The 16724-nt window shown below is 64.0% G+C and carries 24 protein-coding genes; 12 read left to right on the top strand and 12 right to left on the bottom strand.

Annotated elements, in window-relative coordinates; translation table 11 throughout:
- The first annotated feature begins 294 nt into the window (after positions 1–294).
- From I6F35_RS25315 to I6F35_RS25310, 3 genes are all read left to right on the top strand, one after another.
- Positions 295–1506, top strand: a complete 1212-nt coding sequence (locus I6F35_RS25315) for a L,D-transpeptidase (RefSeq protein WP_225120460.1) — start codon at positions 295–297, stop codon at positions 1504–1506.
- 55 nt (positions 1507–1561) lie between these two features.
- On the top strand, positions 1562–1693 hold the full coding sequence (locus tag I6F35_RS40260) for a hypothetical protein (RefSeq protein WP_275945493.1): 132 nt from the start codon (positions 1562–1564) through the stop codon (positions 1691–1693).
- A 106-nt stretch (positions 1694–1799) separates the two neighbouring features.
- Positions 1800–2768, top strand: coding sequence for an NAD-dependent epimerase/dehydratase family protein (locus I6F35_RS25310; protein WP_225120375.1), 969 nt, complete (start codon positions 1800–1802; stop codon positions 2766–2768).
- A 2-nt stretch (positions 2769–2770) separates the two neighbouring features.
- Here the strand turns inward: I6F35_RS25310 and I6F35_RS25305 are convergent, their stop codons facing one another.
- Both I6F35_RS25305 and I6F35_RS25300 read right to left on the bottom strand, forming a co-directional pair.
- A complete protein-coding gene (locus I6F35_RS25305; protein ID WP_225120374.1) occupies positions 2771–3733 on the bottom strand; it encodes a D-2-hydroxyacid dehydrogenase family protein in 963 nt (320 codons plus the stop codon).
- 126 nt (positions 3734–3859) lie between these two features.
- Entirely contained in the window at positions 3860–4054 is a 195-nt protein-coding gene (locus I6F35_RS25300; RefSeq protein WP_225120373.1) for a hypothetical protein, read from the bottom strand.
- Positions 4055–4306: 252 nt separating this feature from the next.
- Here I6F35_RS25300 and ettA point away from each other — a divergent pair, with 252 nt between their 5' ends.
- The 3 genes from ettA (at position 4307) to I6F35_RS25285 (ending at position 7989) form a co-directional block, all read left to right on the top strand.
- Positions 4307–5956 carry an energy-dependent translational throttle protein EttA gene (gene ettA / locus I6F35_RS25295; RefSeq protein WP_225120372.1) on the top strand — a complete coding sequence of 550 codons (1650 nt, stop codon included), beginning with the start codon at positions 4307–4309 and terminating at the stop codon, positions 5954–5956.
- Positions 5957–6062: 106 nt separating this feature from the next.
- Positions 6063–6647, top strand: a complete 585-nt coding sequence (locus tag I6F35_RS25290) for a TIGR00645 family protein (RefSeq protein ID WP_225120371.1) — start codon at positions 6063–6065, stop codon at positions 6645–6647.
- A 112-nt stretch (positions 6648–6759) separates the two neighbouring features.
- Complete coding sequence (locus I6F35_RS25285) at positions 6760–7989, top strand: lytic murein transglycosylase (RefSeq protein ID WP_225120459.1); 1230 nt, start codon at positions 6760–6762, stop codon at positions 7987–7989.
- An 80-nt stretch (positions 7990–8069) separates the two neighbouring features.
- Here the strand turns inward: I6F35_RS25285 and I6F35_RS25280 are convergent, their stop codons facing one another.
- Both I6F35_RS25280 and I6F35_RS25275 read right to left on the bottom strand, forming a co-directional pair.
- Positions 8070–8351, bottom strand: a complete 282-nt coding sequence (locus I6F35_RS25280) for a hypothetical protein (RefSeq protein WP_225120370.1) — start codon at positions 8349–8351, stop codon at positions 8070–8072.
- 231 nt (positions 8352–8582) lie between these two features.
- A complete protein-coding gene (locus tag I6F35_RS25275) occupies positions 8583–8891 on the bottom strand; it encodes a hypothetical protein (protein WP_225120369.1) in 309 nt (102 codons plus the stop codon).
- A 268-nt stretch (positions 8892–9159) separates the two neighbouring features.
- Between I6F35_RS25275 and I6F35_RS25270 the strand changes: the two genes are divergently transcribed.
- Together I6F35_RS25270 and bfr are read left to right on the top strand one after the other, a co-directional pair.
- Complete coding sequence (locus tag I6F35_RS25270) at positions 9160–9423, top strand: (2Fe-2S)-binding protein (protein ID WP_225120458.1); 264 nt, start codon at positions 9160–9162, stop codon at positions 9421–9423.
- Between the two features lie 134 nt (positions 9424–9557).
- Positions 9558–10043, top strand: a complete 486-nt coding sequence (gene bfr / locus I6F35_RS25265; RefSeq protein WP_225120368.1) for a bacterioferritin — start codon at positions 9558–9560, stop codon at positions 10041–10043.
- A gap of 53 nt (positions 10044–10096) precedes the next feature.
- Here the strand turns inward: bfr and I6F35_RS25260 are convergent, their stop codons facing one another.
- Both I6F35_RS25260 and I6F35_RS25255 read right to left on the bottom strand, forming a co-directional pair.
- A complete protein-coding gene (locus I6F35_RS25260) occupies positions 10097–10702 on the bottom strand; it encodes an MSMEG_1061 family FMN-dependent PPOX-type flavoprotein (RefSeq protein ID WP_225120367.1) in 606 nt (201 codons plus the stop codon).
- Positions 10703–10770: 68 nt separating this feature from the next.
- Entirely contained in the window at positions 10771–11016 is a 246-nt protein-coding gene (locus tag I6F35_RS25255) for a DUF2188 domain-containing protein (protein WP_225120366.1), read from the bottom strand.
- Positions 11017–11157: 141 nt separating this feature from the next.
- Between I6F35_RS25255 and I6F35_RS25250 the strand changes: the two genes are divergently transcribed.
- Both I6F35_RS25250 and I6F35_RS25245 read left to right on the top strand, forming a co-directional pair.
- Entirely contained in the window at positions 11158–11424 is a 267-nt protein-coding gene (locus tag I6F35_RS25250; RefSeq protein ID WP_225120365.1) for a DUF2277 domain-containing protein, read from the top strand.
- Between the two features lie 87 nt (positions 11425–11511).
- Complete coding sequence (locus tag I6F35_RS25245; RefSeq protein WP_225120364.1) at positions 11512–11715, top strand: hypothetical protein; 204 nt, start codon at positions 11512–11514, stop codon at positions 11713–11715.
- Positions 11716–11730: 15 nt separating this feature from the next.
- Here I6F35_RS25245 and I6F35_RS25240 read toward each other — a convergent pair whose 3' ends face one another.
- On the bottom strand, positions 11731–12243 hold the full coding sequence (locus tag I6F35_RS25240) for a collagen-like protein (RefSeq protein ID WP_225120363.1): 513 nt from the start codon (positions 12241–12243) through the stop codon (positions 11731–11733).
- A 157-nt stretch (positions 12244–12400) separates the two neighbouring features.
- Between I6F35_RS25240 and I6F35_RS25235 the strand changes: the two genes are divergently transcribed.
- Positions 12401–12649: a hypothetical protein gene (locus I6F35_RS25235; protein WP_225120362.1), complete on the top strand. Its 249-nt coding sequence runs from the start codon at positions 12401–12403 to the stop codon at positions 12647–12649.
- 10 nt (positions 12650–12659) lie between these two features.
- Here the strand turns inward: I6F35_RS25235 and I6F35_RS25230 are convergent, their stop codons facing one another.
- On the bottom strand, positions 12660–12911 hold the full coding sequence (locus I6F35_RS25230) for a helix-turn-helix domain-containing protein (protein WP_225120361.1): 252 nt from the start codon (positions 12909–12911) through the stop codon (positions 12660–12662).
- Between the two features lie 159 nt (positions 12912–13070).
- Entirely contained in the window at positions 13071–13838 is a 768-nt protein-coding gene (locus tag I6F35_RS25225; protein ID WP_225120360.1) for an SDR family oxidoreductase, read from the bottom strand.
- A 225-nt stretch (positions 13839–14063) separates the two neighbouring features.
- Here I6F35_RS25225 and I6F35_RS25220 point away from each other — a divergent pair, with 225 nt between their 5' ends.
- Complete coding sequence (locus I6F35_RS25220) at positions 14064–14504, top strand: hypothetical protein (protein ID WP_225120359.1); 441 nt, start codon at positions 14064–14066, stop codon at positions 14502–14504.
- 888 nt (positions 14505–15392) lie between these two features.
- Here the strand turns inward: I6F35_RS25220 and I6F35_RS25215 are convergent.
- From I6F35_RS25215 to I6F35_RS25205, 3 genes are all read right to left on the bottom strand, one after another.
- Positions 15393–15653: a hypothetical protein gene (locus I6F35_RS25215; protein ID WP_225120358.1), complete on the bottom strand. Its 261-nt coding sequence runs from the start codon at positions 15651–15653 to the stop codon at positions 15393–15395.
- Positions 15654–15793: 140 nt separating this feature from the next.
- Complete coding sequence (locus I6F35_RS25210) at positions 15794–16357, bottom strand: mismatch-specific DNA-glycosylase (protein ID WP_225120357.1); 564 nt, start codon at positions 16355–16357, stop codon at positions 15794–15796.
- The coding region (locus I6F35_RS25205; RefSeq protein WP_225120356.1) for a RidA family protein at positions 16354–16724 on the bottom strand (371 nt) is incomplete at its 5' end. The genes I6F35_RS25210 and I6F35_RS25205, both read right to left, overlap by 4 nt.

Genomic DNA, 16724 nt, shown 5'->3' with positions numbered 1-16724 from the left:
TTTGCCGAAGTGTTCTTTTGAGCCAGGAGGAAACGCGGTGACCACAAGAAAAGCCGGCTCGCGGGCAGCGAATCAGGCCGATTCGAGGATATCGCAACCAATGTCGAAGGAATGACGCCCGTAGTCGCACGGAATAATTTTTCCGGGACGGTGAGGCATCTTTGCCGCAGCGATCATGCCCGATCACAAAATGACCGATTCGGGCCGGATTTCGCGGAATTGTCTTGAATGCGCCGCTATCTTCCTTCAACTGCCGTTAACGGTCCGGTGGGGCTTGGGGACTATACAAGAGCGATGATGATCAACCGCATTCTGACGATTTGTGCTGCCGCCGCGTTCGGTGCGGCAGGAATTTCGCTTGCCGATGCGCAGCAGGCCTATCCCGCAGGCCCTGGTCCGGTCTATTCCGCTGCTCCCGGCTCCTATCCGCCGCCGCCTCCTGGCTACGTGCGCGACGATCGTCGCCCGTCGGATTTTGATGTCTTCGAAGAGGACGACGACGCGCCTGGGCCGAACGGCCAAAATTCGGCGGCGCTATCGTCGCCCGGACCGGTGCTTTCGCCCAACGATCCCCGCTATGGCCGGCCGATGGGGGCGCCGCCGGTCTATACGGATCGCAACGTCCCGACCGGTCCGGTGATGTCGCCGGATGATCCGCGCTACGGCCGCCCCGCAGGTCCGCCGGCGGTGATCTATGCCGATCGTCCCCAGGGTCCGGCGCAGAATTATAATTATCCCGACCGTGGCGACGATCGCGCCCTGCGTCCGCCGGAGTCCGTGGGCGCGGCGGGCGGTACGCCTGCCGTCACCGGCGCCGTGCCGCAGGTCGGCAACGACGGCAGGCCGATGACAGTCGCCGCTCTGCCGCCCGAGGAGCAGCCGGAAGCCGCTCCCGTGCAATTGCCGCCGAACCTGCGTCGCCAGGAAGTCTCCTTCGCCACCAAGGAGCCGGCCGGCACCATCGTGGTCGATACGTCGAATACCTATCTCTACTACGTCCTGGGCAACGGCCGGGCGGTCCGCTACGGCGTTCGCGTCGGCCGCGACGGCTTCACCTGGACCGGCGTGCAGAAGATCAGCCGCAAGGCGGAGTGGCCGGACTGGTATCCCCCGACCGAGATGATCGAGCGCCAGCCTTATTTGCCGCGCTTCATGGCCGGCGGTCCCGGCAACCCGCTCGGCGCGCGCGCGATGTATCTCGGCTCGACCGTGTACCGCATCCACGGCACCAACCAGCCTTCGACGATCGGCAAGTTCGTCTCCTCGGGCTGCATCGGCATGCTGAACGAGGACGTCTCCGACCTCTTCGATCGCGTGAAGGTCGGCACCCGTGTGGTGGTTCTGCCAGGCGGTCCGCCGCCCGGAACTGCCACCGCCTCTGCCGCACCGCCGCCCGGCGGGCCGGTTGCAGCGGCTCCGGCGCCGACCCAGGCGCAGGCCGCGCCGTTGCCGGGCACGCAACCCACCGCAGTGCCGCCGTTGCCGGCGCCGGTCACGATTCGCTAGGGCGATCGCAGCTCAACATCGAAAGGCGCGCGAACGGCGCGGCTTTTTTGCCGGCGTGAAGGCCGCTGTCCAAGCGATGATCGACTGGGATCCGGAACGGATCATTCTCGCCCATGGGCGGTGGTATGGTCACGACGGCCGCGCCGAGCTGCAGCGCGCGTTCCGCTGGATTCTGGCGCGTCAGTAGGCTGCCTCGTCTTGGCGGCTTTGCGCCCGTGTCGCATTCGCGCGCTTGAATTCATGTCAGGCCCGACTACGTCCCTGGTGGTCGCAACGAACGTGAGGACCACGCCATGCGCATCCTTGTGGCAGGCGCCACCGGCGCCGTTGGTCGACAACTCGTTCCCGCCCTGGTCCTGGCCGGCCATTCGGTGATCGGCACCACGCGAACACCGGCGAAAGCCGAGGCGATCAAACAGATGGGCGCCGAGCCCGTCATCGTCGATGGGCTCGATGCACAGTCCGTTCGCGCCGCGGTCGTGGCGAAGCAGCCCGAGGTGATCGTCCATCAGATGACGGATCTCGCTCGTGTCACGGATCTCAGGCATTTCGATCGCGTCTTCGCGGTCACCAACCGACTCCGCACCGCCGGCACCGATTTTCTGCTGGCGGCCGCGCGCGAGGTCGGCACGAGGCGCTTCGTGGCGCAAAGTTTCTGCGGCTGGACCTATGGCCGTGGCGGCCCGCCGGTCAAAACCGAAGCCGATCCGCTCGATCCAGATCCGCCGCAGGAATTGCGCCGCACACTGGAAGCGATCCAGTATCTGGAGCGCACCGTCACCGGCTCGAAACAGCCCGAAGGAATCGTGCTCCGATACGGATCGTTCTACGGCCCCGATACCGGCATTCTGTCGCGGCCGATGATCGATCAATTGCGGCGCCGGCGCGTGCCCATGATCGGCGACGGTGGTGGCTGGTGGTCGTTCATCCATGTCGCGGATGCGGCGTCTGCGACCGTTGCCGCGATCGAGCGCGGCAAGGCCGGCAACATCTACAACATCGTCGACGACGAGCCAGCCGAAGTCAGCGAATGGCTGCCGGCGCTTGCAACGATCGTGGGCGCCAAGCCGCCATTCCATGTGCCGGCCTGGCTCGGTCGCCTGCTTGCCGGTGAGCACATGGTGGCGATGATGACCGAGGTGCGAGCTGGCTCGAACGTCAAAGCCAGGCGCGAACTCGGCTGGCAGCCGTCACATCCATCCTGGCGCACCGGCTGTGCCGAAGTCGTCGGGCAGTCCGCAGCGCGACCGGCGGCGGCTTGACTTCAGGCCAATCGCCGCGGCGGTTCGCGGCCCCTGGTCCAGGCATCGATGCACTCGACCATCTGGCCGTAGTGGATCCCGAGGCTCTCCTGGGTGGCGTAGCCGAGATGCGGAGTGAGCACGAGGTTGTCGAGCCTGCGGAAGGGATGGTCGACCGGCAGCGGTTCGACCGAGAACACGTCGATACCGGCGCCCGCGATCCTCTTCTCGGTCAGGACTTCCAATAGCGCGTTCTCGTCGACGATCGGCCCGCGCGCGGTGTTGACGAGGTAGGCCGTCGGCTTCATCCGCGCGAGATCGGCGGCGCCGACCAGGCCTCGCGAGCGCTCGCTCAGCACCACATGGACGGTGACGATGTCGGCGGTCGCAAACAATTCCTCCTTGCTGGCGTAGCCGACGCCGACTTCCTTGCACTTCTCGGCGGTCAGATTGGGGCTCCAGGCGATGACGTTCATGCCGAACGCCTGCGCGAGCTTCGCCACCCGGCCGCCGAGCTTGCCAAGTCCGACCACGCCGAGCGTGCGGCCCTCGATCTCGACGCCAGCAAATGTCTGCCAGGGCTCGCCGGCATGCATCCGCGCGTTTTCCCGGCCGATGCCGCGGGTGAGTTCCAGGATCAGGCCGAGCGTCAGCGCCGCAGTCGGGTCGCGACTGTATTGCGTCCCGCACAGCACCACCTTGTGGTCCTTGGCGGCGTCCACGTCGATCGCGGCATTGCGCATGCCGGATGTGACCAGGAGTTTCAGCTTCGGGAGGCCTGCGAACAGCGTGCGCGGAAATGCGGTGCGCTCGCGCATCGCGCAGATGATCTCGAAATCTGCAAGCGCGCTCGCGGCAGCCGCCTCGCTCGCAAACGGCTCCCTGAACACGGTGATGTCGACGCGGTCCGCGACCTTGGACCAGTCTGCGATCGAAAGTGACAGGTTGAAATAGTCGTCGAGGATTGCACAGCGCAGCCGCGTCATCGATGAATCCGTCTCTGGCGAAAAGGACGGCGAAACGACCGTCGGGAGAGATCGCCATGGTTGCGCGCAATCGTTGGGTCGCGCAAGCGGAGTTCGGGAAACGCCGGCTTCAAATATCCGACAGGCTCAGCTCGACCGGGCCAGGGGGTTGGCGTGTTTGGCGCGCCAGGCCGGTCCAGGCCCGCGCATATAGTGCAGTTCCGGCCGGTAGGGATTAAAGGCCCTGGTGAAAAACTGGCGCCAGAAGGCGCGGAGTTCGACAGCAATTCTCGCAAGGCCGCGGCTGGCCGCAGGGGCGGGTAGGGACGTAGTTGTTGCCATGACGCAGCCCTCCTGGTGGTCATGCGCGGCTTCTCGCGCAAAGCGCCGTTTTCGACGCTGAAAACGAGATTTCGCCCGATTTATTAAAAGATGGTTTCAATTATCGTCATCTTGCGCACACATGGTTTCGAGCCCGTAATCATCGGGGTGAACGGATGGAAAACACGCGATGTGCGGTTGCGCTTTGGGGGGCCGACGGCTACATCGGCGGCAGCAAAATTTCCACAAATCCTGCCGATTCCAGGGGACTCAATGGCCCGCCAGTTCATCTATTTCATGCAAGGTCTGACCAAGAGCTACCCGACCCGCAAGGTGCTCGATAACATCCACTTGAGCTTCTACCCGGATGCCAAGATTGGCGTGCTCGGTGTCAACGGCGCCGGTAAATCGACGCTGCTCAAGATCATGGCCGGCATCGACAAGGAGTACACGGGCGAGGCCTGGGTCGCCGAGGGCGCCCGCGTCGGCTATCTCGAGCAGGAACCGCAGCTCGATCCCAAGCTGACCGTCCGCGAGAACGTCATGCTGGGCGTTGCCAAGCAGAAGGCGATCCTCGACCGCTACAACGAACTGGCGGTGAACTATTCCGACGAGACCGCCGATGAAATGACCAAGCTGCAGGACGAGATCGAGGCCCAAGGCCTGTGGGATCTCGACAGCAAGGTCGACCAGGCGATGGACGCGCTGCGCTGTCCGCCCGACGATGCTGACGTCACCAAGCTCTCAGGCGGCGAGCGGCGCCGCGTCGCATTGTGCCGGCTGCTGCTTGACCAGCCCGAACTGCTGCTGCTGGACGAACCGACCAACCATCTCGACGCCGAGTCGGTGTCGTGGCTCGAAGGCCACTTGCGGCAATATCCTGGCGCGATCCTGATCGTCACCCACGACCGCTACTTCCTCGACAACGTCACCGGCTGGATCCTCGAGCTCGATCGCGGCCGCGGCATTCCCTATGAGGGCAACTACTCCTCCTGGCTGGTGCAGAAGCAGAAGCGGCTCGAGCAGGAGGGCCGCGAGGAGGCCGCGCATCAGCGCACGCTGGCGCGCGAACAGGAATGGATCGCGGCCTCGCCGAAGGCTCGCCAGGCCAAGTCCAAGGCGCGGTACCAGCGCTACGAGGAGCTGCTCAAGAAGGCGAGCGAGAAGCAGACCCAGACCGCGCAGATCATCATCCCCGTCGCCGAGCGGCTCGGCCAGAACGTCGTCGATTTCGAAGGGCTGACGAAGTCATTCGGCGACCGCATGCTGATCGACAATCTCACCTTCAAATTGCCGCCCGGCGGCATCGTCGGCGTGATCGGTCCGAACGGCGCCGGCAAGACCACGCTGTTCCGCATGATCACGGGGCAGGAGAAGCCGGACCAGGGCACGATCACCATCGGTGAGTCCGTTCATCTCGGCTATGTCGACCAGTCGCGCGACAGCCTCGAGGGCAACAAGACGGTGTGGGAGGAGATTTCCGGCGGCAACGAGCTGATCCTGCTCGGCAAGCGCGAGGTGAATTCGCGCGGCTACTGCTCGGCCTTCAACTTCAAGGGCGCCGACCAGCAGAAGAAGGTCGGCGCGCTCTCGGGCGGCGAACGCAACCGCGTGCATCTCGCCAAGATGCTGAAGTCCGGCGCCAACGTGCTGCTGCTCGACGAGCCCACCAACGATCTCGACGTCGACACGCTGCGCGCGCTCGAAGAGGCGCTGGAGGATTTCGCCGGCTGCGCCGTGATCATCAGCCACGACCGCTGGTTCCTCGACCGCATCGCCACCCACATCCTTTCCTTCGAAGGCGACAGCCATGTCGAATGGTTCGAAGGCAACTTCCAGGATTACGAAAAGGACAAGATGCGGCGCCTCGGCCAGGATTCGATCATCCCGCATCGCGTGAAGTACAAGAAGCTGACGCGGTGACGGCATTCTGGCGAACACCGCTGCGGCCAGTTGTCGCTTCCCACCACGGCGAGATTGCGTAGATATAGCGCTCCGCAATCTCAGATCCTGCAGCGAGCAAATCATAATGTCTGCCACCTCCGACGCATCCGTGCCGCCGAAGATTGCCTCGCTGCGCCCGGTTCCCATGCTGATCTTCGGATCGCGCTGGTTGCAATTGCCGCTCTATGTCGGATTGATCATCGCCCAGGGTGTCTATGTGGTGCTGTTCATCAAGGAACTGTGGCACCTGTTCGCCCATGCCTTCGATTTCAGCGAGCAGCAGATCATGCTGGCGGTGCTCGGCCTCATCGACGTCGTCATGATCTCGAACCTCCTGGTGATGGTGATCGTAGGCGGCTACGAGACCTTCGTCTCGCGCCTCAATCTGAAAGGTCATCCCGACGAGCCGGAGTGGCTGAGCCACGTCAACGCCAGCGTGCTCAAGATCAAGCTGGCAATGGCCATCATCGGCATCTCCTCGATCCATCTGTTGCGGACCTTCATCGAGGCCGGCGCACTGACGTCTGGAAAGACCAACTACACTGAAGCTGGCGTGATGTGGCAGACCATCATCCATACGGTCTTCATTCTGTCGGCCATCGGCATTGCCGTCGTCGACCGGCTATCGAATGCCTCGATTGAAGGCGCCAAGCAGTCCGCCGTACATTGAACGTGCGGCGCTTGCGCGTTCATGATAGGATCATGAACGGAGTGCGGCTGATGTCCGCCTCGAAAACGGGACAGCACGCCGATTGGACCGCTGTGTGAATAAGCCGCTCGACTTGCCCTTCTTCCGCACGCTCGCCTTCAGCCTATTCCTGACGTTACTATTGGCCTCGCCCGCCCGCGCCGCCGATGCTGCCTTCACCCAATTCATCGCCTCGCTCTGGCCGGAGGCGCAGGCTGCCGGCGTGTCGCGTGCGACGTTTGATCGTGAGACGCGCGGGCTCGAGCCCGATTACAAGCTGCCCGACTTGATCCTACCGGGACGGCCCGCGACCGGCGCGCCGTCGCAAGCAGAGTTCGTGCAAGTGCCGGCGGACTACGTCAAGGAAGCTTCGATCGCGCGGCTTGCGGCCGAGGGGCAGCGGCTGATGCAGAAGTACCGTGCGGATCTGAACGAGATCGAAAATCGCTTCGGCGTACCGGCGACCGTGGTGCTCGCGATCTGGGGACGCGAGACCGATTACGGCCGTTACAGGCTGCCCTATGACACGCTGCGTGTGGTCGCGACGCAGGCCTATGTCGGCCGCCGCAAGGAGCAGTACCGTACCGAGTTCATCCTCGCCTTGAAGGTCCTCGGTGAGGGCGCGGTGACGCGCCAGGAGATGCGTTCATCCTGGGCCGGCGCCACCGGGCTCACCCAGTTTCTTCCCTCCGAATATTACAAGCACGGCGTTGATCTCGACGGCGACGGCCGGGTCGATATCTGGCACTCGGTCCCGGACGCGCTTGCCTCCGCCGCGCAGCAGCTCGTCAACAAGGGTTGGCAGAAGCGCGTGCGCTGGGCCTACGAGGTCAAGGCGCCCGCCAATGTCGATTGCACCATGGGCGTGCCGGAGGTGACGAAGCCGATTGGCGAATGGCTGCGCGCAGGCTTTGTGCCGGTGCGCGGGCAGAAGCTCAGCCCGACGGAGCAGGCGCAGCCCGCCTCGCTGCTGCAGCCCGAAGGCATCTATGGCCCCGCTTTCCTGACCACGAAGAACTACTTCGTCATCAAGGAATACAATTTCTCCGATCTCTACGTGCTGTTCGTCGGCCATCTCGCCGACCGCATGACCAGCCCGTTGCCGTTCGCGACGCCCTGGTCGGCGACGACGCAACTGCGCACCGCCGATTTCGAGGCGATGCAGCGGCATCTGACGCGGATCGGTCTCTACAAGGACAAGCTCGACGGCAAGGCCGGAATGCAGACCCGCGCCGCGCTCGGCGCCTACCAGAAATCGGCGGGCCTGAAGGTCGATTGCTGGCCGAGCGAAGCGGTGCTGCGCTCGATGACGGCGGCGAGATAGGACTTTGCGGTCGACAAACAAAAACCCGGCCTCGATATCGGCCGGGTTCTTGAATTCGGCTTTATCTGCCGCGGGTCAGCTTAGTCGCAAACCTCGACGCGACGGAAACGCCAGCCGTAGCCGTCCCAGAAGCGCTCGCGAACCATGCGGCACGGCGGCTCTTCAACGTAGACCGGGGCCGGTGCGACATAGACCGGGGCGGGACGGCTCGCTGCGATGGCGCCGCCGAGCAGCGCACCGCCGATCAGGCCGCCGGCAACGCCGGCTGCCACCGCGCCGTCTCTGGCGTTAGCGGCCGGCGCGACGGCCAGCGAACCGGCAATCGTTGCGACCGCGACGAAGGCAGCTAATGTCTTCTTCATGTCTTGGGCTCTCCTGGATGGCGCCTTCAGGCGACGCCGGGTTTAACGATGACTCGCACGCTGGCTTCGAATGCCTGTCGCAAAAAGAGCGCACAACAGTCAATCGAAAGTAAACGTCCGCGCGCTAATGGCCTGAAAAAAACGGTTTTTTCTGGCCATCGGCTGTTGATGTTCCGGAAAACCCGGGGTTTTCCGGTATCCTGTGCGAGATTTAATGAAGGTGAATGCGCGTTAATCGCAGACGCGCACGCTACGCACCCGCCAACCGTAGCCGTCCCAGAAGCGCTGGCGCTGCCAGACGCAAGGCGGACCGTACGCAAGGGGGTCATCGGCGACGTAATAGCCGGGGCCCGGACCGTAGTAGTAACCGGGACCGTAGTATCGGTTCTGCGAGGCGATCGCACCGCCAACGATGGCGCCGCCGATCAGTCCGGCCGCGACGCCCGCGGCAACGCCACGCTGCGCATGCGCTGGAGGAGGTGCCGCCATGATCGCGCCCGCCAATGCGATGGCGGCTAATCCGAGCAATGTCTTCCTCATGGCCTCACCTTTCTTCGAGTCATCTCGTGGAGCACTGGTCTCGATCAGAGTTCCACATTTCCCTGTGACGATCAACGAACGCCGCGGGCGGATCGTTGAAGAAACGGTGGCCGGGTGTGGCGCGATGATCCAGATCACACTTAGAGCCATTCCAATCTACCTCCGTCATCAGTTTGGAATTGCTTCAAATTCCGGTTTTTCCTTTTGCTTCGCTTGGTCGCCTTCAATATCTCTTAGGTCAGCATCACCGACCGGACCCGCCTTCTCGATGATCGTTTGTTCCTGCAACGTCCTTAGCGACCACGATGTCCGTAGTGCTGTGAGCGCCGCCGGCTCGCTGCCGCGAAACGCCAAGCAGCTCTATGGCTGTCTGGGCTGCAGTGCGGAATGCGGTCGCTGTGCCCGGACCATCAAGACCATCATCGACGAGGCGCTTGGCCCATGCGCCAAGGCCTGCTGTGCCGGCTGCCCGCACAGCCATGAGGCAGTCGACGAAGTCGCCGATACCGAGTTCGCCCTCGCGGCCTGCTGAGCCGCCGGGATTTCCCCAGATCTCTTCGCAGATGCTCTCCGAGAGGAGGGTTGCTCTCGCTCCAAATCTGATTTAGAAGCGTTCTAAACTTGGATTCGGGCCCGCTTGGGCCTTTTGAGCATTTGGAGTGAACTATGCAGGGCGACCCCAAGGTCATCGAATATCTCAACAAGGGGCTTCGCAGCGAACTCACGGCAATCAACCAGTACTGGCTGCATTACCGCATCCTGAACAACTGGGGCCTGCTGGAGATGGCCAAGGTCTGGCGCAAGGAATCGATCGAGGAGATGCACCACGCCGACCGGTTCACTGATCGCATCCTGTTCCTCGACGGCTTCCCCAACATGCAGGTGCTCGATCCCTTGCGGATCGGCCAGAATGTCCGGGAGATCATCGAATGCGACCTCGCCGCCGAGGTCAGCGCCCGCGCACTCTACCAGGAAGCCGCCACCTACTGTCACGGCGTGAAGGATTACGTGACCCGCGACTTGTTCGAGGACCTGATGAAGGACGAGGAACACCACATCGATTTCCTCGAGACCCAGCTCGACCTGATCCAGCGCATCGGCCTTGAGCTCTACACCCAGAAGCACGTCGGCCACCTCGAGAACGGGGACTGAGGCGCTCCGACTATCACCCTTCTCTTTCAGGGGAGGGTGATACAGCCAGCCCATCAGAGCTGCGTCTTGTAGCGCTCTTCCACCACCGCCTGGCTTTCCGGCTCGCCGAGCGTGGTCTGGTCGTGGATCACCTCGCTGATGCTCGGGAATACCTTGCGTTCGACGCGCGTGTCCGCCGACCACAGTTTCGAACGCATCAAGGCCTTGCCGCAGTGGAAATAGGCTTCGGTCACGTCGATGCGCAGCACCGCGCGCGGCGGCTTGCCGAATTCCACCATTGAGGCCAGGAGGTCCGGATCGGCCGAGACACGTCCCTTGCCGCCGACGCGCAGCGTCTCGTCGATTCCCGGGACGAAGAAGATCAGCTGCAGGAAGCCGGAGCCTTCGACGATGTTCCGGAAGCTGTCGATGCGGTTGTTGCCCGAGCGGTCCGGCATCAACAACAGGTTCGGCGAGGCGACGCTGACGAAGCCCGGAGTGCCTCCGCGCGGGGAGGCATCGACGCTGCCGTCAGAGCCGGAAGTCGCCAGCACGCAAAATGGCGACATGCCGATGAACTTTCTTGCATGCACGTCGATCTCCGGCCGCGCCTTCGCGATCACGCGCGCAGTCGGCTTTGGATAGATCGAAATGAGGTCGGCGGCGGCAAGATCGGTCACGGGCGGTCTCCGGATGTCGTCTTTGTGACGAACGTATCATCGCGAAATTCCGCCGTCATCCCGCGATCTCAGCCGCGGTCCTCGACGTCCGTCTCGGGCCGGTCGCTGCCGGCTGCGGTCTCGGTGCGCCATTGGCCGTCAGGGGTTTCATACTCGATTGCCTCGGTACGACCGGGCACGCGCTGTTCGGCGGCGGCGCGGCGGGCAGCGGCCAGTGCCGCGGCATGGGTCGCGAATGGTTCGGAGAACACGCCGTCCACCGTGTAGGCCCATCCGCCATCATGTTCGACGATCTTGTAGGTCACATGGCTCATCGGGAACTCGCTTCGCGGTTGCGGCCGGACGGGTGAAGCCACCGGCGCTTTCATGACAGAATAGGCGATGATGTCGGAATTTCCATGGGCCGATCGTCCTTGGGTCGATGCAATCCCGGCCGCCGGTGACAGGAGCAAAGCATGTGCCGCAACATCAAGACGCTGTTCAATTTCGAGCCGCCCGCGACCGAGGAGGAGATCCACGCTTCCGCATTGCAGTTCGTGCGCAAATTGTCCGGCTTCAACAAGCCGTCTCAGGCCAATGAAGCCGCCTTTGATCGCGCGGTCGCCGAGGTCTCGGATGCGGCGCGGCGGCTTCTGACATCGCTACACACCACAGCACCGGCGCGCGATCGCGAGACGGAGGCGGAACGAGCGAGGGAGCGCTCGCGGCTGCGGTTCGGATGAGGTCCGCGCATCGGGCGTGACCTGGCTCACGGTGCGGCGAGGTGCTGGTGGGCAGGAATGGCGTTGCAGTAGCCATCGGAGAACGCCATGCAGACCACGATCCCGCTCAAGCTCGCCTCGATCGCCTTCGCCGTCGCGTGGACCGCCTGGATGATCTGGTCGACCGGCTCGTTCGACGGCGTCGGCATCATCATCCTGACCATGTGCGGCACGCTGGCGGGCATCGCCTGGTATTTCGTAATGCGCTGGCTGTTCCGCCTGATCCATCTGCTGCCGCGCAACGGACAGTAGCCGTCACCGTGCCCGCTACTCCTTGTCCTTGTGCTTGTGCTTCTTCTTTTTCTTGTTCTTGTGATCACCCTCATCGTCCGAATGGTCGGATTCGTCATCAAAGGTGAGCGCCTCTGCTGCGGCGCGCTCAGCGGCTTCCTGTGCGGCGCGCTCGGCCGCCTCCTGCTCGCGCTGGCGGCGATAGTCTTCCCAGGCGTCGAAGATCATGTGCAGCCAGGGCATCACCTGTTCGATCGACGGCAGTTGCCCCGGCGGCCCCGGCTCGCCGCGCGGACCGGCAGGTCCCTGCGGCCCGGCGGGACCTTGCGGACCGGCTGCACCCTGCGGGCCCGGTTCACCGCGCTTGCCTTGCACACCAGGCTTGCCCTGCGCGCCCGGCTTGCCTTGCGGGCCCGGCTTGCCGCGCGCGCCGTCGGGGCCGCGCCGGCCGGGATGTCCCTGTGGTCCCGGCCGTCCCTGTTCGCCGGGCCGACCGCGTGGGCCCGGCGGTCCCGCTGGTCCGCGCCGATTCGAAGCATCATCGGCCACTGCTGCACTCCGAAAGAAAATTGCGTCCCGCGCGTTCTTAGCGGCGTTTGGCGACCGCTTCAATTGCGCGGGGCGCGATTGCCGGATTGATCAACATCAATGATGCAATCGCGCTCCATGGCATCGTTGCAGTGTGTGGTGGAACGGGAGCGAAGCCATGAACGCAGGCTGGAAGATCTTCTTGCTGTCGCTCGCAGTCTTCGCGGTCGGCTTCGGTGCCGAGCGGCTGTTGGTGCCCGACATCGTGCCGATCGGCTTTGCCGAGGAGCCGCAACCGCTGTTGCTCGTCGAGACCGCTTTCGTGCTGCGCGCCATCGAACTGATCGCGGGAAGTGTCGCGGCGATTTCGCTCGTCATCACGATCGGCGCCTGGGCGAGGATGCGCGGCACGCGATCGCAAGCATAGGCAGTCCCGCTTAATCGCTCGGCGCGGGCACCTCGATTCCGTCAGCCGAATAGCACCTGATCTTGTTGCGCAAGGTACGCACGGAGACGCCGAGCACGCGCGCGGCGCGGGTGCGGTTGCCATTGCAACGGATCAGGGTTTGCAGCACCAGCTCGCGTTCGACCTCGCCGACGGTGGCTCCGATCAGGAGCGGCACGATCTCATTGGGGGCCAGTGAGGACGCCGGAATCTCCGGCAGGGGCTGCGTGGACACATAGGACATGACACCTCCCGAGCAACGCCCGTTCGCAACATCGCGAATCGGAAACATCGAGAACTCCAAACCCCTGGCCCGCGCGAGACGGTGGGCGCAGATGGTTAACAAACGATTAACGAGATCGTTACCATCCACATCCGCGGATGGCTTCCGCCTGCGGCATGTTCACACCGCCCGGTAGCCGCCATCCACCATCACGATCGATCCCGTGACGTAGGCCGACAGCTCGGAGGCGAGGAAGATCGCCGGCCCCACGATATCCTCCGCCTTGCCGGGGCGGCCGAGCGGCGTATGTGCCATGAAGGTCTTCACCAGCTCCGGATTGGTCGCGCGCGTCTGGGCGTTCAGCGGCGTCTCGATGAAGCCGGGTCCGATCGCGTTCACGCGCACACCTTCCTTGCCGAGCTCGGCGGCGAGCGCCCTGGTGAAGCCGAGCACGCCATGCTTGGAGGCGGTGTAGGCGGGCGAGCTCGGCGTGCGCACATGCACGAAGGACTGGATCGATGCGATGTTGACGATGCGTCCCTTCGCGGCGCGGATCTGCGGCAGGAACGCATGGGTGACGTTGAACACGCCGGTGAGGTTGATCGCGATGACGTCTTCCCAATCCTTGATCACCGCTTCGTCCGCGCCGAGCATGCCGTTGCGCCGCGCAATGCCGGCATTGTTGACGAGGATCGAGACCTGTCCGATCGTGCCGGCGATCTCCTTGGCGATGGCGAGGCAATCCTCGCGCCTGGTGACGTCGAGCGCGAAGCCGTCGGCCTTGCCGCCGGCGTCGCAGATCTCCTTCGCGGCTTCCGTGGCCGCGCTCGCATTGACATCCAGCAAAGCAACGCGTGCGCCTTCGCGCGCATAGCCGGCTGCGATCGCGCGGCCGATGCCGGAGCCTGCGCCGGTGACGACGGCGATGTGATTTTCGAGAAGGGCCATTGGGGTTTCCTCTTGCTTGTTGTTGAACGCCAGAGGCTAATTCAAAACACGAGCAATTTGTAGGGTAGGCAAAGCGAAAGCGTGCCCACCATCGCGAGCCGAGTGCGGAAGGTGGGCACGCTGCGCTTTGCCCACCCTGCGCGCTGCTTCCGGGCTACACTCGGCAATGTGCGAATCGATGCTTCCTCGCCATTGATGCCTCAAGAAAGTCCCGGAGACCCTCATATGAAAATGCTGTCCGCCTTTCGTGCCGCGCTGCTCGCGCTGACCGCTTTCGTCGGCGCCAGTCTTTCCTCGGTTGCCCATGCCGACAGCGGCACCATCTCGCTCACGATCTACAAGGCGGGCTGGATCATCGGCGGCTCCGGTGGTGGCGGCGTGCTGAATTTCCATGGGCGCAGGTATCCGCTGTCGGCCGGCGGTCTCGACTACGGCCTGGTGTTCGGCGGCTCGAAGACGGTGCTGCGCGGCCGCGTCAGCAACATCACCCGTCCGAGCGACGTCGCCGGCGTCTATGGCGCAGCCGGTGCCGGCCTTGCGATCGGCGGCGGCGCCCGCGCCATCGTGCTCACCAACCAGAAGGGTGCCGTGCTCGAACTCTCCGGCCGTCAGGTTGGATTGATGGCCAATGTCGATTTGAGCGGCCTTGCGATCACGATGAAGTAGCGCGGCGTAAGGCGCCCTTTGAGGCCCCGCTGCTGGCCTCGCCCTTCGAGACGCCGCTCCGCGGCTCCTCAGGGTGAGGGGATACATTCGCGTGCGCTGCCCTTTCGTCATTGCGAGCATGGCGAAGCAATCCATGACGGGGGAGTGTGCGGAGAGGATGTGAGTTCGCATTCTCGCGGCGCTTTGCGTCCGAGGTTTGTGTTCGTTTCGCCCTCTCATCATACAGAGGGCGCAGGGAAAGCCGGGTGCCGGTTGCACCCGTGGGCCCCGTGCAACAAAAAGCACGGGGGTAGGACCACAGGTCAACCGAAGCAACTCCGGCTTTCCCTGCGCGATGGTTTACGGCTTACTTCGTGCTCTTCTCGGTGACCGGGCTTTCTTGCCACCGTCACCCGCGGCAGCTCTTGCTGCTCGCGAGCTTAGCGCCAGCGTCGGGGCGCCAGAACCACACGACTTCGCCGTCCGCTGATGTTGCGCTCGTCAGTCGCAACGTCAGCGTCCACCGCATCTCACCGCAACGTTCGTGACGATCGCGATCCGCCCCTCTCTCGGGTGAGACGCGCGGAGTTAAATCACTGATTTGCCCGACGGCGAAAGCGGAATGTTTTTCGCGCGAAGGCTGGACAGGGCAAATCACGTTGGAATCGCTCGCTTAATTCGTCTTGCCGCGCACGCGATATCAGACCCTCATGGTGAGGAGCGCGTAGCGTGTCTCCGGACAATGCTTCGCATCGCCTTGAGAACCATGAGGCCCCGATCTCGTCGGTGGTCTATCCCTCGAGACGCCGCTTACGCGGCTCCTCGGGATGAGGGTGAGTTCGTGGCGCAGCCATCGGTGGGTTGCGCTTCGCTAACCCACCTGCAATTCCACAACTCACAACTCACAACTCACAGCGAGCAGCGGCGCTGCGCCCGCATCTGCTCCTGCTCGGCCATCGCGGCGGAGAAGGTGGGGACCGGCTTGCTGACGACCTTGTAGGTCGAGGGCCATTGCCACGGCTTCTGCTGCAGGTCCTCATTCCAGATCTGGCAGATGCCGGTGTTTTCCCAGCGGATCACGTAATAGCCGGCGGCTTCCGCGGGTCTCGCGGCAGCAATGGCCGCAACAGCGAAGCAGGTGGCGAGACAGAGGGCGGTGGCGCGACGCATGACGGATCTCCTGTTGAAGAAGGTTTGTTGGCTGCCTCGGCAAGGAGCGAAGGCGCCTGCGGTTTTTCGCGATCGTTTGTGGCGTTATTGGTGCGGCAGGAGTCTCTCGGTCACGAGAGGCGGCAACGATCCCGCGCTTTTCACCGGCGCCTTTGCGCGGCGGTATGCCGGTGCTCCATTCGTTCGTCGGACAGCAGCCAATCCGCTAATTCCTGCCACGGCTGCAACGACCAGCTTCCCGACGCCGCACCCGATGGCGACGCCAGCACGAAGATGTCAGGAAATTCCGGCAACAGCGCTTGCCGGCCGAGCGCGATCGCCGCCGTCGGCCGTCCGTAGAACAGCGATGCCGCTTTCTTGCTGGTAAAGGCGATCGTCTTCGGCCGCCAGGTCAGCATCTTCGCGCGGAATGCGGGCACATCGACAGGGAAGGCGAGCGCCTGATGGTCCATGCCTGCTCCCGTCTTGCACATGTCGGTGAAGCCGATGCCGAGCTCGAGCAGCGCCGGAAATTCATGCGGCTCGTAGCGGCGCGGCGTGATGCCGACCTGATGCAGCGTGCGCCAGAAGCGATTGCCGGGATGCGCGTAGTAATGGCCGAGATCCGCCGACCGCTGGCTCGCGGCCGTGCCGACGAACACCAGGCGCAGATCGGCGGCAAGCTGGTCGGGCAGCCGTTCGCGAGGCGCGGCCGCGCCGCTCATGCAGCGCGAAGGTGTGCGACGCCCTCGATCTCGATCAGCATCTTCGGATCGGGCAGCGCCACCACCACGCTAGTTGTGCGCGCCGGATAGGGCGCCGGCCCGAACGCCTCGGCATAGAGCCTGTTCATCGCGGCGACATCGGAGGCGCGCGTCAGCAGCACGTTGACCTTGACGAGATCGCGAACCGTCGCGCCCGCCTCATCCAGCACGCGTTTGAAGTTGGCGACGACGTTGGCGAACTGCGCTTCGAAGATGTCAGGCAGTTCGCGGTTATCGCCGAAACCGGGAATGCCTGAGATGAAGAGGAGATCGCCGACGCGCGTGGCGAAGGAGAGCGGCGGGGCCTTGAGGCCGGGCGGGGGAGGGA

Origin of the sequence: Bradyrhizobium sp. BRP22 (assembly GCF_020194175.1) — a bacterium.
GTDB lineage: Bacteria > Pseudomonadota > Alphaproteobacteria > Rhizobiales > Xanthobacteraceae > Bradyrhizobium.
The sequence above is the reverse complement of the archived record's forward strand: the minus strand, read 5'-3'. Positions and strand labels throughout refer to the sequence as shown.